This is a genomic window from Thiocapsa sp. UBA6158 (assembly GCF_002423035.1).
Classification (GTDB): domain Bacteria; phylum Pseudomonadota; class Gammaproteobacteria; order Chromatiales; family Chromatiaceae; genus Thiocapsa.
This window is the reverse complement of sequence record NZ_DIUM01000105.1, coordinates 1-15,845: the sequence shown is the minus strand read 5'-3', so window position 1 is coordinate 15,845 and position 15,845 is coordinate 1. Positions and strand designations below refer to the sequence as shown.

Genomic DNA, 15,845 nt, shown 5'->3' with positions numbered 1-15,845 from the left:
AGCGTCGAGACGACACTCCCACGCGGAGCGTGGGAGCGAGCGCGGGTACTGGCGCAGGAGCGACCGACGCGGCGGGCGGAAGCGAGCTATGCGGCGGATTAGCGAGCGCGCAACGGCGGATGCCAAATTAATCCGATTCGTGTACGCTTCAGCCATGGGCCGTGACCGATACCGTTTTCTCGAGCCAGACGCGCCGCATTTCCTCACCTGCACCGCAGTCAAATGGTTGCCGCTGTTCGCTCAACCGGCCAACGCACTGATTTTGCTGAACTCACTGCGGTTCCTCCAACGCGAGCGCGGTCTCTTGATCCACGGCTACGTCATCATGGAGAACCACTGTCACCTGATTGCCGGTGGACCGGGACTCGCGGGCTCGATCAGCAGCTTCAAATCATTCACCGCTCGGCAGATGGTCGATCGGATGCGCGAACGGAACTCTCCGGCGCTGTCTCTCTTGGTCTGGTACCGGAGTCGGCACAAGCGCGATCGCGAGCACCAAGTGTGGCAGGAGGGATCGCACCCCGAGCAGATCGAGGGCGAAGCCATGATGCGGCAGAAGCTCGAATACATCCACAATAACCCGGTGAAACGAGGTTATGTCGACGATCCCTTGTGTTGGCGATACTCGAGCGCTCGGAATTACGAAGGGTTGGAGGGATTGCTTGACGTGGTGACTGATTGGTAGGGCGACACCTAGTCCCTGCTCCGGCCTCGCGACGCGGAGCGTCGGGGCGACACTCCCACGCGGAGCGTGGGAGCGAGATGCACCCTGACTCGGGCCATCGACTGACTGCAGCCCGCTGCCGACAACAGACCGGCCGTGACCGAGATCCAGCGGATCAGGGCGCCACTATCGCGACGCGCCATTGAAGAACCGCTTCAGCAGACCCGACACGGCACCCCCGACGCCCATCGAGCGCGCCATCCCATCGTCTTCTTCGGCCAGGGCCGGTGGCGGAACGACCGAGTGCGGATCCGCATTCGACAAGACCGCACTCGGACGATCGAGCACCATCCGCTCGGCCTCGGCCGCCCCGACCCAGCGCTCGGCAATCCGCCGCCCGGCACTGAGCACCGGCGGACGGTGTCGATCGTCGTGTCCGTCGCTCGCCAGGAGATGCACCAGACCATCCGCCAGAAAGCGCTCGGACCAACGCCTCGCACCTTTACCGAACCGCCCGGTCAAGGCATCCGCGGTGAGCTGGATCCAGGCGCCTTCAAAGGCGGCATCGACGAACCAACCGTAATGCGCCTCGTCGAGCCAGGTGAGTCGCTCCGGGTGGGTGATGATGGGGACATAGCCGGCCGCAAGCACATCCTCCAACAACTGCGCAAACCGCGCGGGCACGACGAAATGCGGCGGCTCGAACAAGAAATAGCGCGAATCGTTGATGCTCGCCATCCGGCCGCTGCGCAGCCCTTGAACCAGCTCGGGCACGATCTGGATGTCTGCTCCGTGGGTGATCCGAAGCGCCATGCCTGCCTCGCTCAAGTCACGCGACAGCTCGGCGACGCGCCGGCAAATATCGCCACGCTCGTTCGGAAAAACGCCGGGATAGATGTGCGGCGTACAGACCGTGTGGGTGATGCCGTCCTCGAGGGCGATCCGCGCCATCTCGAGCGACATCCGAAGCGATTTCGATCCGTCGTCGATCCCGGGAAGCAGGTGGCAATGTACATCGATCATGGTGGGTATCGGTTGGGTTCCGCGTCTGTCTGATCTGGAACAAGATGCTGCCGATCAGTCGACGCGGCAACCCCGGCGCGGATTCGACAGCGGATCAATCCATGACGGGATGGCCTGGCCGGGGCACGGCCTGCTCGGGATCCTCGGGCGCAGGTTGTTGTCCGTCACACCGTGCGCCGGCACCAGCAACATCCTAGCATGACCTTACCGGCTCCGAACCCACACCGGGTCGGACGTCAGTGCGACCCTGCGGCATCGCTATCCAGCGGCGTCTTTGTCGGGCTAAAACCCCGACCCCCCACGGCTCAATGGCTCAACTCCTGGATCAGTGTCCGTCCGCCATCACGTTTGAGCAACGCACTGATCTGACCCGTTTGGCTGCGCGCACGTCCGTTTGCGTCCTGATACCCGACATCGAATCGCACACGGAGACGACACAGATCCATCCCCGCCGACTGGGTGGAGACCCCCGCGAAACTGATGCTGCGGCCGCTGGTGCTGGAAAACCAATCGGCGTAGAGCCGGCGGATCGAGGCGCGCCCGACGCTCTCCCGCTCGCGCGCATCGAGGGTGAAAAGATTGGCCAACCCATCCGCAGAACCGGTCTGATAAGCCTGCCGAAACCGCTCGAGCGCTTCGGACGCACCGGCACAGGCATCCGTGCCGACTGATCCCGGGGCTTGAAGCGTCTTCGGCGCCGGTGCCGCCTTGGCGATCGTCGGGACTGCAGACGGAGCACCGTGCGGCTCCTCGAGCGGATCCTCACCCAGCAGCAGAATCGCCACCAGGGCAGCACAACAGAGCACCATCGCCTGGATCAAGCGCCGCTGAATCAGCCATGCATCGCGCCGTGCCGGCGCGCTCGGATACGGCCGGGCATGCAAAGCAGGGGACGGACGCCGACCCGGATCCTCCGCGCGAGCCCTCCAAGCCGGCGCAACAGGCGACACCCTGACCGACGGGCGAAACGAACGCGCACGCGCCCCGCCGCCCGTCCAGTCCGCGTCGCCACCGGCGTGGCGCTGCATCAAGAGCCGATAGGCCCGGTTGATGCGTTCGGTGCGCCGATTCAGGTCGGCCGAGCGCGCGGGATGGCGGTCCGGATGATAGATCGCGATCAAACGCCGATAGCGTTGCTTGATCACCGCGGGGTCTGTTTCACCCTTGAGTCCCAGGGTCTCATCCGGGGCCTCCGCAGGGACGGCGAGCAACAACTCGTCCAACAGACCATAGGCCCGCTCGACCGCCTGCTCACGCGTCAGGCCAACCTTCAGGATCGCATCATCGAGCGTGCGCGAGGACGGCCTCTCGGGCTGAATCAACCAAGCCAGCACGGCGTCCAGATGCGCCATCACGGGCGCCGCACAAAGGTGCTCGCAAAGACACGCGGCGACCGCCCGGGCAGCATCTTCGTTCAGCGGCATTGATGCGGTATGCGATGTTTTTGGATGAGATCGGCCACGGCAAATTGGACGAGCGCTGGAGCCGGCGCGGTTTAGTAGTCGAGTTGTCGATGATGTGATTGAATCGCGGCCCATGAGCATCGTCAACGCGCAAGCAGCAACCCAAGCAGAGACGTCACTGAAAGCGCTGCATTCGCGCGTCACGCGCTTGCTCTTCGCACCGACGGTCGATGGCCAGGGTGTGTCCGCCGAGACCCTGAGCGAGCTCGCTCGGCAGATCTCGGCCTGGATCTTAGACGCACGCCAGGTCCTGACCGAGACCAAGCCGTCGCCGCCCGCGGCCGATCCCGATACCGAAACCGGCCGGAACGGGCCGGCCCGGTCAGCCGGTCTGCGGGAAGAATCCTCAGCGCCCGCCTTGGCTGAAGACCTCACCCGCTGTGCGCAGCAATTGACCGATGCCATCGATCGACTGATTCAAGACCCCTGCGCCCCGGATGCAGCCGTCGCACTCGAGCACGCACTGACACAGGCGCGGATGCGACTGCCGGACACACGGGCAGCACCGCCCCCCACCGGTTCGTGGACGCGCGAGCAGAGTCGCCAGCCGGATGATGTCCGGCCGAAGCGCCCGATCACGCCTTGGGCCGCGGTCCGGCATGTCGCGGACGACCGAGCGGGCGGTCGCACATCCGGCGACACCCGGGGTCGGTTGCCTGCGACGCAGGCACAGTGTACCCCGGCCGGCCATAAACCCGGCGTCGAGGTCCACCGTCTGGATGCGAGCGAACGCGCCTGGTGGGAAAGTCAATTCTCACGCCTGCAAAGGCGCGCCGATGCCGCCTGGATGCTCGGTTTGGCCATCCTGGCCGGGCTCGCCGGCCTGGCCTTCTGGGACTCGACCAGGGATCAACCCCGTCTCGCCGGGACCGATCCTCTCGGCATGGTCCCTGCGCCCGACATGCCGGCTCAGACGACGAGCACCGCGGCTCGACTCGAGCGACGCATGGCTGAAATGGAGGTTGAGATCGTGCGGCTGCGCGCCGAGTTGGAGGTCGCACTCGGAGCAAGCCCGGGCAAGGCCGCAACGGCGACTGCGCAGAACACGCAGGGGATGGAAGACGCGGACGCCGGACAGGGCAGCGGTGCCGTCTCGCCGACAGAGGCCGAGCGTACCGCCGTGATCTTGCCGACTCGGGATCAGGATCCTGCCATGGCGGATCGAGTGGAGAAGGATGCAACGCCGCCGAATCGGCGCGAATCCGCAGACACAGACGTCGGGCCGACAGAGGGCGCAGCCACGGAGGTCGTCACCGCGCTCAGCACGATGATCACGCCGCGCCCGCTCGATCCTTCCGCCGACGCCGACGTCCTTGCGGATGCCTCGCTCGCACGGCGACACGCTGAGGCAACCGCGAAACATTCACTCCAGCCGGTCATCCTGCAAGAGCCGGCCTACGCCGTCCAACTGGCGTCGCTGCGGGATCCCGCAGAACTCAGGCGCTTTCTCGACAGATCGCCTTTGGCACCCTCACGACTCTTCGTTGAGTCGACTGAGACCTTCGACGTCGTCCTGCTCGGCTTCTTCAGAGACGCCGCAGCCGCCGAACAAGCGCTCGAAGCACTACCCGATTCACTGCGCCGTGCACGCCCTCGGGTGCGGCGCATCGGCGCGAATCAAATCTTCTATTCAGGGTTCACGGATTAAGCCGTGATCGGATCATTGGATCTCACTGATCGGCGTCGGGTCGTCACCGCCGCCACCATGACGAGCGAGGAGCGGGTGTCACGTGGCGCAGAGCGCCAGAGGCAGGCGTCGGTACTCGCTCCCACGCTCCGCGTGGGCGTGTCGTCGGGACGCTCCGCGTCCCTGCCGCCGAAGCGATGCACGGCGCCGGGGTGACGGACTCACCACTCACCACTTGCTCGTCACGCCGCCCATCGTGGCATGTAGCGCAGAGCGCCAGAGGCCCGCATGACACCGCAGAGCGGGTGTCACGAGCGCGTAATTTGCACAAAAAAGCCCTCGGCGGAGACCCGCCGAGGGCTTGCTAGGCGCTAACGCTTAAGGGCGTTGCTGACGACGGAGCTGTAGTCCGACCAATCCAAGCATCAGGCTCGCCAGGATAATCAGGCTCCATTCAGAGAGCGCCGGAACAGGCTGTGGTCCTGGTCCCGGTCCCGGGCCTTGGTTGACCGTGATCCGATAGAACTCAGTGTAAGAGTTCCCGAGACTATCGGTAAAGTCGATGCTGAAGGTATAGGTGCCGGTCGTGGTCGGCGTGCCGATCAAACGCAGCACTCCAGTGGAACAATTGACTGACAAGCCCGGTGGCAACGAGGATCCAGCGCTCACCCCACAGGTGGCAATCGTCTCCCCCGGGGGCACGTTGGTGGGCAGTGTGATATCAACTGGGCCGCCAGTCTCGATCGCGTCGAGTTCCCATGGATCCGCTGCACCACCCGGGTCGATGATGCTGCCGTTGGCAGTGAGGTCATCGTCGCCCAACCCGCCGTCCTTGATGGTGAAGCTGATGGTGTTGCCCTCGATCACCGCATTAGGCAGGACGTACCAATGATCGGTCGGATTCTCTGCCGTCTTGCCGTACTTCCAATACCGGCTGCCTTCAGGCAGTTCCTCGGGATAGACCAACCGGACTTTCAGCTCGGCCTCGCCGGGGGTGCAGCCCTGCAGGGTGATTTTGAAGAGACCGTTGACTAGAGTCGTATCCGGCGGCTGGATCGGATCTGCACCGTAGGCCGTCGAATCGATCACGAAGGTCTGATCGTCGTCCAGCGTACAGGTGTCACCGGCGTTTTCCAGCTCCAGGTTGCCAGAGACCGCTAGAGCATCGCTGGTCTCGACGATGTCGGGCGCCCGATTGGTCAGGGTGAGCACTTGGGTGGCGCTCAGGGGCGTCACCGAACTGTCTTGCACCTGAACGGTGAAGGCTGCACTGGTGCCCAAGTCGGTGGGTATGCCGCTCAGCTGACCCGTCGTTGGGTCGAGCGTCAGACCATTGGGCAGCACTGAACCGGCTAAGACAGACCAGGTGTAAGGACCTGTGCCTCCTGCAGCCGTCAGCGTGATGTCGTAGGTCGAATTGATGAGACCATCCGGCAGCGCCGTCGTGGTCACCGCCAGCGTATCGACAACGTTCAGTGCGTAGGTGCGGTTGGCCGTCTGCCCAAGTGCATCGGTGACGGTCACGACGACATTCACGTCACCCGCCGTGGTCGGGATACCCGAGAGCAGGCCGCCCGGGCTCAAGATCAGCCCTGCCGGGACGCCTGTCGCCGAGAAGCTGTAGGGTGAGATGCCGCCGGTGGCGACGAGCTCTCGCGAGTAGGCCGCGCCGACGACCCCGCCCGGAACGCTTTCAGTGGCGAGCGACGGTAGCGTGGCGACCACGTGATTGCGACCCGCAGAGGCACTTGCCTGGGCTGATCCGCTCGGCGCATAGCTGGCAATCAGCGTGCGCGCACCAGGTGTGCCGAAGGTCATGGTGCAGCTGCCTGCACCAACGGTGCCCTGACAGCTGTTGCCATTGCTGCCGGTGACGGTCACGACGTCGTTGGGGCTACCCGGATTGGTCACCGTATAGCTCACCGTCACGAGATCGCCAACAGCCGAAGGCGAAGGACTCACGTCCGTGATGCTGGTGGTGGTGTTGGTCAGCGCGAAGCTGGCCGTCACTGTGCAGTCGGCCGTGACCGGGCCAGTCGTAAATAGATTGCCGTTCAGCGTGCCGTTGCAGCCGGTGACGCTGTCGATGACGAACGCGTTGCTTGCATTGACGGTGAAGCTCGTCACGCCGTTGAGTGCAACCGTGCGGGTCTCGGGCGTGATCGTTCCGCCAGCGTTAGCCGTTCCCGTGACGGTGAAGTTGGCGATGCTTGCCGAGCAGTTGTCGGTGTTCCCGATGCGATCTGTTCCAACTGTACCTGCGCAGGTCCAGTTCCAAGGGCCGCTACCATTGACGGCCGAGGGATTACCCGCAGTGCAGAGGTTGGTCGGGGTAGCGTTGAGGGTGGCGCCATCATCCGCGCCACAGACTCCATCGACAGCCAGAACTTGTGCCTTAAAGTCGGCACTGACTACACAGCTATTGTCGGTGATGGGACCTGTGGTCCAAGTATTGCCTGTCAGTCCGCCACCGTTGCAGTTGCCGACAGAGATGAAGGTGTCGGATGCGATGTAGAATCCACCGTTCGGCGTTCCAATGAAACTCGCGCCCGCCCCATCGGCGACAAAGCGCTCGACTGGAGGGGTGAGGGTACCGTTGGTGACGGTGCCGACCGTGACCTTCCAGTTGGTGATGTTCAGCGGCCAGAAGCCGGGCTGGCCGGCCTTCGAGGGATCGTCCACAAAGTTGGCGATCCAGGGGGTGGAGGTGATCGTATCTGTGCCAGTACCTTCCAGCACAATAGATGCGATCGCAGGATCCGCATCCTGACCCCACCAGTTGTTGGTTCCCACAACCGGGCCGGGCACGGTCTGCGGATCCCGGATGTAATAGACATCGAGATCATTCGCATCGAGGCTGTTATTTCTAAAGGTCCAGGGACCCCGTTCGAAATCGAACAAATCCAGATAGAGCCCGGTGAAATTGTCGTCGATCAGGTTGTTCTCTGCCGTGAGCCGGGTGCCCTTGGCGAAGGTGGACTGAGCCAGGATGGCGCTTGAATCGCCGCAGTAGGTGTCAGTTGCTTCACCGGTTTCACTCGTGCACGTGACACTGCCCCAGCAATCGGTGATCGTATTGCCGACAACGCTGACATCAGCGCCGCCGGTGGCAGTCACGCCGTACTGAAGCCACTGAGTGTCGGCCGGAGGCGGCCCTTTGCAGGTCAGGGTACTGTTCTGCACCACCACGGTGCTGGGGAAGAGCGGGGTGCCGTCGCCGTTGAGGCTCGCGTTACCCGCATCCGTCTGGATGGCCGTGCCACCGAAGTTGTCGAAGAGCGAGTTCTTGACCGTCAGCGCCATGCTGCCGCTGGTCTCAAAATCCTGCAGGATGCCCCAGCCCAGATGCAAGGTTCCGCCGGTGATTGCGGTCGTGTAACCGACATTGGTCACATGCACCCGATCCACCATGCCGTTGCCGGCGAAATAGAGCGCCGTGCGCAGATCGGCGCCGGTACCATCGAGCTTGAGATCCATCAGGTTCAGTGTGACGCCGCTGCGGATCTCCCACCAACCGGTGCCGATGTTAGTGCGCACGGTCCCTGCGGGCGGCTGGATCGTGGTCTGATCCATCCCTGCGCCGGTGATGGTGAGGTTCTTGTCGATGACGAGCGAACCTTGCTCATAGGTGCCGGCGGAGATGTCGATCGTATCCCCGGGCGCCGCGGCGGTCACGGCATCGCCTAGGCTGGTGGCGTCACAGCCGGTCGGGCAGACCGTGAGGGTCGCTCCCCAGGCCTGTCCGACGCCGGCAAGCGCGAGCGTGAGCGCGACGCCGGCAAGCGGCGGTATGAAGGGGCGCCGAACCCGCCCTCGGGGCGGGGCAGAGCCCGTTGTGGTGGTTCGTTCGTAATCACTCATGATGGACCTTTACCTGAACACGTATGAAAGAAGAACGGTTGTGGCTTTGTCGCCTGTTGAGATTTGCGCAGCACTAGCGACTGATGGTCGGGCGCCCGCGCGCTGTGCTGGTCGTCGTGATCAGCGTCCGCGACAGTGTGTTGGTCGTGGGGGCTGCGCTCGTCGTGCTTTCGACAACCAGGCTCGTGCCTGCCGGTGGCGAGACAGACTCACCGGTCACCGAAGACGCCGGCGGCGTTGTCTCCGTTCCACGCACAGTGCCCCCGCCGCGTGTCGTTTGGGCCTGCGCCGCGCTCAGTCCGAAGAGCGTCATGACGCCGACGAGAAGGAGTAAAGAGGGTTGTTTCATCATGATTGAGCTCCAGCGCGATCAATTGTTGGTTTAGGGTTGGCAAGGTTTGCCAAGGGCGAGTGAGCAGGCCATGGCTGCGATGCGGTGCAATCGGGATTGCACCTGCATGAGCCCCGCCGCTGCGATGCTTGGCTGACGAGCGCATGTGTGCTGTGCAGACGACTGACCCGGACGTTAGGCCGATCAAACACGGTTCGTCAAGCCGAATCAGTCGTCGAACGGATTCGGCGACCTAGGCCGCGCTGGCGTGGACGCACCGCCGGCGGCCGTATCAGTGGCCGCCGAGCCCGCGCCGACGATGCCCGACTCCTCCAGCGTCAGGGCGCGGCGCTTGCGTTTGCGTGGCAGGTCGCTCAAGCGCGGCATCCCGGGTGCGCTGAAGAATACCGCCGCCACCATCGCAAAATAGGCCATGTTGGCCGGGTTGCGCAAATTGTTGTCCGTAAAGCTATGCCCAAGCAGCAACAGGAGCGCGATCCCCGCGCCGATTTGCAGCGAACGGTAACGCGACCAGTCCTCGGCCTTCAGCAGACGCGGCCATTGGGCGAGATACAGCATAAGAAAGGCGCCGATCAGCACCAGCCCCGCAAGCCCAAGCTCGAAGAAGACCTGCAGATAGTCGTTGTGTGCGTAGTTGATGACCCAGCGTCCAAGCTCGATCGGTTGATACAGCTCGAAGACATCCTGATAGGTACCGGGACCGCTGCCGAACGGCAGCAGCCGCCCGGCTGCATCGAAGGTCGCGACCGCGATGGGCCAGCGCGCATCGCCCTCCATCTCAGCCACCGAGAAGCGATCCAGCACCGGGGCCAGCCCGAGAAAGATGGCGACGCCGACACTGATGGTGATCAACTGCCCGATCAGCCCGACGCTGCCGCGCCCGCCGAGCCGACGCGAAAACAGAATCGTGGCGACCAGAATGCCCACCATGACCATCAGGATTCCGGTACGCGAGCGGGTCACGATCACACCCACAGTCAAGAGCACCGCCAGCAGCACGAACAGCCAGCTCGGGCGGTTGCTCCACTGCAGCAGAGATGCGAGTCGCTTGCGCAGCCCGCTGCGCCGTGCACTGGTCTGTATGCGCCCGCCGAAGTCGTAGAAGAACATCGCCAACACCAGCGGCAGCGCCAGCTCGATCATGCCGGCAAGATGGTTACGGTTGAGATAGGTGCCGGACGCCCCGCCCCGATCCAGAAGATCCACGAGCGAATACTGCATCCCGCTGTCGGTCGCGAACTGGAACAGCGCGATCAGCACCTGGACCAAGACAACGCCGAAAAACACATAGATCAGCCTGAACTGCTGCGATTCAGACAAGGATCGCGCCGCGATGTAGACACCGATGGGCAGCACCAACATCAGCCAGGCCGCCTCGGTCGCGAACGGATAAATCGACAGCCGCGTCGCCGCCAGGGCCTCCTCGCCCGCGAGTGCGCGGGCCTCGGCATAGAGCTCGCGCGCGGGTAGCCACTGCGCCAGCCAAGCCGGCAATGGCAACAGATAGAGCAACGGCAGCACGAACAACAGACCGAGAAATACCCACTCGGCCCAACGCAGCGTCAGCGGCCGTGGCTGCCACACGACGGCCACCAACAGGGCCAAGCCGAGCCATTGCAGCACGAGCAACGCCGACGGCGCATAGCCGCCGCTGAATAGCGGGGCAAATACCAGGATCAGCAGCAGACCCGCCGGTACGAGTTGCGCGCCAAGCGCCTGATCGGATGCCGTGGCCGGTTTGGCTGGTCGCCGCTGCGGTTGGCCACTCGGTGCAACATCAACGTCTACTCGCCTGTGTTCCGTCATGCTCGCTACGCCTCGATCAGTCCTGCACGCTCGTCCCGGAGGCCGCATCAAGCACCTGTTGCGCCGACGGCTCGGTGATCGGTGCCGGCTCTGTCCCGGTTGACACCTGCCCGCGATCAGGCTCGTCGGCACGTCGCGCGTCCAATCGCGCCCGCTCCAGTGGCGAGAGCTCGGCGATGGACTCGATGTATAGATCGTCGAACCAGAGCGTGCCGTCCGTCGCGCCGTCCATCCGACGGGCGTCTGCACTGGCGAGGCGAAGCTCTTGATAGGGGCAGCCCGCCGGCACCTCGGCCTCGAAGCTGAAGCTGTCCCAATCCTCGTTGCCGAGGATGCGGCGGCTCTCGCCGAGCACAAGTGGCTCGGGCGAGCGGCAGTTCAGCAACCAGCGCAGCCCGGAATCGGAATAGAGCTTGTCGCTGCGATAGCGACCGGAGACACGATAGGCCCCCGGCGCCAGATGCAACGGCTGGTAGAGGTTCTCGAATCGCGATCGAGAAAAGCGAAAGACGATTCTCAGGCTCTGTCCTCGCGCGCCCTCTTGGGGTGCGCGATCGATCGTCGCATGCTCGTGCTTGACTAGGTGCCAGTCGAATCCGACACCCGTGGTCGGCAGCTCGAACCCCCCGTTGTAGAGCAGCCCCAACTGCTCGCGCTGGACCGGCAAGAGGCTATCGACCCAGGCCCGGTAGGCGGCACCGAAATCGCCCTCGCGCAACAATCGCGAGACGAAGCTCAGATGCTCCTGCGCCGAAACGGGCGCGGCACCCGGTGCACGCCGCAGATCGTAGAGCGCCTGTACGAGCGCCAAGTCGGTTGCCCGATCGGCGGTCTCGACGAAAAAGCCCTCCCACCACGCCGGTGGGCGCTGCGCCAGGCTCCGGAAGGCAGCGAGTCCCTCGGGCGTCATCAGCAGCTCGCGGAAGCGGCGGAACACGGCCGAAGTCCGCGGAGAGCCCGCCTCGACGGCGCGCGACCAATAGCGCAACGCCTCGTCGAGTCGCCCGCGGCTCTCCCAATACTCGGCAACGGGCTCGAGCACATCCGGATTCACCGGTGTGAGCGCCGCCGCCAAGGTGGCCAGCTGCTCCGCCCGCACCTCGTCCCCCGCCGACTCTTCCAGCGCCGCCAACAGCACCAGCGGCCAGGCCCGCGTCGGGTTCAGCCCGTAAGCACGCGCCGCCAGCGCACGCGCGTTTTCAGGCGTGCGCTCCATCTGATCCAAAGCCAGCACATACAACGCCTCGGGCTGTTCGGCTTGCCAATTCAAGACCTGTCGCGCCGCATCCGCCGCATCCTGCTGCCCGGCCTCCGGCAGGAGCCGTTCGCTGTAGAGCTGCACCACTCCAACCGCGCCGATTCGCCATGCCAGCACCAGGCCAATGAGCGTCAGCGCAATCCGCCACCCAAGCCCTCGCAAACGCAACACAGCGGCGTCCCTACCCCCTCGCGGCCTAGGCGGCACGCTGTTCATCCTTGTCCAAGCCATAGCCGTATAAATATTGATAGTTGTAGTTGTAGCCATAGCCATAGCCATAGCCATAGCCATAGCCATAGCCGTGACGACGACTCTGCCCGACCTTTTGCAGCACGATGCCCAAGAGGCGCGACTGGCTCGCACGCAAACGCTTTATGGATTCGCGCGCCGCTGTGCGCGAGCACTTGCCCACATCCAGGACAAAGAGCGTCGATCCGCCCATGCGCGAGAGCACCAAGGCATCCGCAAGACCGATCACCGGCGGGCCATCGAGCAACACATAGTCGAAACGCTCCGCCGCCAGCTTGAGCAGATGCATCATCTTGCCGCTGGACAGCAGCTCGACCGGATTCGGCGGCGTGGGTCCGCTCGAGATCAAAAAGAGACCCTTCACACTCGTCGCCTGAGCGATCTCAGCCGGGCTGATCTCAGCAGTGAGGTAGTTGGTCAGACCCATATCGTTGGGTGCATCGAAGATCCCGTGCAGCGACGGGTTACGCAGATCACAGTCGATACAGAGCACGGTACTGCCGCTCTGCGTAAAGGACGACGCGACACTGACACAACAGAACGACTTGCCCTCGCCCGGAGAGGCGCTGGTGAAGTGCAACACACGCGGCGCACCCTCCGCGGTGGAGAACATCAGCGAGGTCCGAAGCGAGCGAGTGGCCTCGGCCAAGGGACCCTTCGGATCGCTCGCGACACTGAGGGCGAGGTTGGCCGAGGACTGCACACCGGCCGATTGATCGATAAAGGGTAGACTTCCGAGCACCGGTCGCCCGGTCTCCTTCTCGACCTCGTCGTTGGACTTGTATGAGTCGTCGAGATGCTCGAGCAGGAGGATCAGGAGCACGCCGAGCACCAGACCCAGGGACGCCGAAACCAGCAGGTTCTTGTTGAGATCCGGCTTTAAGGGCTTCACCGGGACCGTCGCCAGATCGACGATCCGGATGTTGTCCTGCACGATGCCCGAGACCAGCTCGGCCTCCGTCACACGCGACAGAAGCCCGTTGTACATGGCTTGAAGCGTGTCGCGCGAGCGTGCCAGTGCGTTGTAGTCGACCGTCTCGTCGCGCAGCTTCAAGAGATCCAAACGAGCCTCTTCGGCGCGGTCGACGAGGAGCTGACGCTCCTTGAGGATGGTTTCGTATTCGATACGAAGGCTGCGCGAGATCGAATCGACCTCGGCTGCAATCTGTCCGTCAATCGCCTCGATCTGGCTGCGCAGTTGCACCATTGCCGGATAATCCGGCAAGAAGACCTCGAGCTTGCGTTGATATTCATCCTGGAGCTCGCCGCGGCGCGTCTTCAGCGACTGAATGACCGTGCTCCCGAGAAAGTCCGCGCTGCCTTGCGCATCGATCTCGTTCATCGCGCGCATCTTCGCTTCGGCCTGAAAGAGGTTCCGCTCCGCCTCACCGAGCTTCTCGCGCAATGCGCCGTATTCGGCCTGCGAATGCTCGAGCAGATTGTCCACATGCACCAGATCCTTGCTGCGCGCATAGTCGGTCAATTGACGTTCCGCATCCTCGAGCTGAATGCGCGTCCGTTGGATCTGTTGGTCATAGAAGGTTAGTGTCGAGGTGGCCTCATCGCTCCGACGGTCGGTCTGAAAATTGACGAATGTCTTGGCAACCGCATTCAACATGGCCGTAATGGCCCGCGGATCACTCCCCTCCATGGTCAATTCAATCAGATTGGTATCGCGTACCGGGGTGGCCACCAGCGTGCTTCGGATGCGCGCCGCAACGGCGGCCTGATTGGACGCCAACGGATCATCCAAGAGACGGTCGCGTTGCTCGTCCGGCGCGATCGGCTCGGCACGTCCCTGACGCGCATGCCACCATTGCGTCAACGCTTGTTGCAGCTCCTCGAAGAAGGTCGGCGCGGCATCATCGCCTTCGGCGTCGGGCACGAGATCCAAGCTCAAGGTCTGCGCGGCCCGCTCGGCCAACACGGTGCTGCGCAGAAGCTGCAGCTGGTCGCCCGTGAAGTTGCGTGCCGATGCAACGGCCGAGAGATCGGTGAAGCCAAACGTGCTGCCCGAAGGAGGCGTCGCCTGAACCGTCGCCGTGGCGCGATAGACCGGCGGCTCGCGGACCGTATAGAAGAGCCCGGCAATCAAGGCCAGCAACACGGCGATGATCAGCAGCCACTTGCGATAGAGCAGGATCGCCAGATAGCGCTTGAGATCCAGCCCCTCCTCGTCGTCGCCGACGTCCTGAAACACAGCGCCGCGCGGATCGTCGAGAGTGCCCGGCCCTGGCCCGGCAACCATCGACCCACCGCCGGGCGGCGGGAGTCGCGGATAGGTCGAGTTTGAAAAATCGCTCACGCGTCGATCCAAGTCTGTTTCAGGTTGGGAGTCATGAATGGTCTAAGGCACCATTTGAGCCATCGGCACCTCACCAGGCCACCGTCTTCTCGACCTCGATCGGATTGTACGTCCTGAGTACACCAAGCCAAGGATCGAAAAAGATCGCGAGGGCGGACGGCGGCACATAGATTCGATCGTTTCCCACCAGCAGTGGATCACGCAACTTACCCTCCAGGATGGACTGGTAATCGACCACATAGGCATGCAACTCGGGGTTCGGGGTCTGGCGCGTCTCGTCGGTCGCACGGAAAATCACGATCTGGCGCTTTTTACCGACAGCCGGAACGCCGCCCGAGGCCGCAAGAATCTGTCCCAGCGTGGTCCGCCCCGTGATCTGCTGCGTCCCGTTCATCTTACCCGAGAGCGTGATGTTCATGTTTGCCGTTTCCTCGACGTGGACGGAGACACTCGGGTTACGCAGATACTTGCTCCCCAGAAGCCGCTCGATCTCGGCCTCGGCCTCGTCCGTCGTGAGACCATTCAGCGCGATGGACCCGACCAACGGCATCGTGTAGTAACCCTGAAAATTCACCCGGCCGGCCGAGGACATCTCCTCGACGCCGAAGACATCCACCCGCAACCGATCATAGGGGCCGATGCGATAGACCAGATCCTCCAAGCTCGGGTCCGGCGGAGGCCCGATCGTCACCGGAACCGTCTCCACGTCATCCGGTGCGATCGGATACTGCGTCGCCGCGTCCCCGCCCAACGGATCGCCGCCCGTCGTCTCGGTTTCAGCGACATCGGAGCCAATCCCACGAGGAACCGCCCCCCCGCACCCGGCGAGTAACAGGGCGAGCAGACAGACCGCAATCCAGACCGCCGGGACCGTCGTTTGACTCAGACAAACCTCCACTCGACCGGAATCCGACACTCGACTCATGCCGCAACCGCCATCCACGCAATGCGTTCCCCGTGGTCCTAGATCCACGGCACCCCGACAAAGCTCGACGGCTTTCAACAAAAACATGTGATTCACCCGACAACCAAAACCGCCCCACCGAATCGCCGCAAGCTTACCAGACACTCGGCCCAGCGTCTCCGAGCACACAAAGGTTAAAACCCAAGGAACTCGTGACACACGCTCTGCGGTGCAACTCGCTCCTACGCTCCATCCCCCAACTCGCTCCCACGCTCCATCCCCCAACTCGCTCCCACGCTCCATCCCCCAACTCGCTCCCACGCTCCGCGTGGG

At 63.6% G+C, this 15,845-nt stretch carries 10 protein-coding genes; 2 read left to right on the top strand and 8 right to left on the bottom strand.

Annotation, left to right across the window (positions count from 1 at the left end; all coding sequences use genetic code 11):
* Positions 1-154: 154 nt before the first annotated feature.
* On the top strand, positions 155-685 hold the full coding sequence (locus B4N44_RS14155; RefSeq protein ID WP_296702000.1) for an REP-associated tyrosine transposase: 531 nt from the start codon (positions 155-157) through the stop codon (positions 683-685).
* Positions 686-850: 165 nt separating this feature from the next.
* Here B4N44_RS14155 and B4N44_RS14150 read toward each other — a convergent pair whose 3' ends face one another.
* Both B4N44_RS14150 and B4N44_RS14145 read right to left on the bottom strand, forming a co-directional pair.
* Entirely contained in the window at positions 851-1,687 is an 837-nt protein-coding gene (locus tag B4N44_RS14150) for a tyrosine-protein phosphatase (RefSeq protein ID WP_296701998.1), read from the bottom strand.
* A 305-nt stretch (positions 1,688-1,992) separates the two neighbouring features.
* On the bottom strand, positions 1,993-3,111 hold the full coding sequence (locus tag B4N44_RS14145) for a DnaJ domain-containing protein (RefSeq protein WP_296701995.1): 1,119 nt from the start codon (positions 3,109-3,111) through the stop codon (positions 1,993-1,995).
* Positions 3,112-3,223: 112 nt separating this feature from the next.
* Here B4N44_RS14145 and B4N44_RS14140 point away from each other — a divergent pair, with 112 nt between their 5' ends.
* Positions 3,224-4,798, top strand: a complete 1,575-nt coding sequence (locus B4N44_RS14140) for an SPOR domain-containing protein (RefSeq protein WP_296701993.1) — start codon at positions 3,224-3,226, stop codon at positions 4,796-4,798.
* Between the two features lie 357 nt (positions 4,799-5,155).
* Here B4N44_RS14140 and B4N44_RS14135 read toward each other — a convergent pair whose 3' ends face one another.
* From B4N44_RS14135 to B4N44_RS14110, 6 genes are all read right to left on the bottom strand, one after another.
* Positions 5,156-8,638 (bottom strand): IPTL-CTERM sorting domain-containing protein, encoded by a 3,483-nt coding sequence (locus tag B4N44_RS14135; RefSeq protein WP_296701991.1) that lies wholly within the window; start codon positions 8,636-8,638, stop codon positions 5,156-5,158.
* 73 nt (positions 8,639-8,711) lie between these two features.
* Positions 8,712-8,990: a hypothetical protein gene (locus B4N44_RS14130; RefSeq protein ID WP_296701988.1), complete on the bottom strand. Its 279-nt coding sequence runs from the start codon at positions 8,988-8,990 to the stop codon at positions 8,712-8,714.
* Positions 8,991-9,197: 207 nt separating this feature from the next.
* Positions 9,198-10,796: an O-antigen ligase family protein gene (locus B4N44_RS14125; protein ID WP_296701986.1), complete on the bottom strand. Its 1,599-nt coding sequence runs from the start codon at positions 10,794-10,796 to the stop codon at positions 9,198-9,200.
* Between the two features lie 16 nt (positions 10,797-10,812).
* On the bottom strand, positions 10,813-12,225 hold the full coding sequence (locus B4N44_RS14120; protein ID WP_296701983.1) for a tetratricopeptide repeat protein: 1,413 nt from the start codon (positions 12,223-12,225) through the stop codon (positions 10,813-10,815).
* Positions 12,226-12,250: 25 nt separating this feature from the next.
* Entirely contained in the window at positions 12,251-14,608 is a 2,358-nt protein-coding gene (locus B4N44_RS14115) for a GumC family protein (RefSeq protein ID WP_296701981.1), read from the bottom strand.
* Between the two features lie 70 nt (positions 14,609-14,678).
* Complete coding sequence (locus B4N44_RS14110) at positions 14,679-15,506, bottom strand: polysaccharide biosynthesis/export family protein (RefSeq protein ID WP_296701979.1); 828 nt, start codon at positions 15,504-15,506, stop codon at positions 14,679-14,681.
* Positions 15,507-15,845 lie beyond the last annotated feature (339 nt).

Bases quoted from the DNA above. Each gene is read 5' to 3' on its own strand.
- B4N44_RS14145 (WP_296701995.1), bottom strand. From the start codon at position 3,111: ATGCCGCTGAACGAAGATGCTGCCCGGGCGGTCGCCGCGTGTCTTTGC.
- B4N44_RS14155 (WP_296702000.1), top strand. From the start codon at position 155: ATGGGCCGTGACCGATACCGTTTTCTCGAGCCAGACGCGCCGCATTTC.
- B4N44_RS14140 (WP_296701993.1), top strand. From the start codon at position 3,224: ATGAGCATCGTCAACGCGCAAGCAGCAACCCAAGCAGAGACGTCACTG.
- B4N44_RS14130 (WP_296701988.1), bottom strand. From the start codon at position 8,990: ATGATGAAACAACCCTCTTTACTCCTTCTCGTCGGCGTCATGACGCTC.
- B4N44_RS14150 (WP_296701998.1), bottom strand. From the start codon at position 1,687: ATGATCGATGTACATTGCCACCTGCTTCCCGGGATCGACGACGGATCG.
- B4N44_RS14135 (WP_296701991.1), bottom strand. From the start codon at position 8,638: ATGAGTGATTACGAACGAACCACCACAACGGGCTCTGCCCCGCCCCGA.
- B4N44_RS14125 (WP_296701986.1), bottom strand. From the start codon at position 10,796: ATGACGGAACACAGGCGAGTAGACGTTGATGTTGCACCGAGTGGCCAA.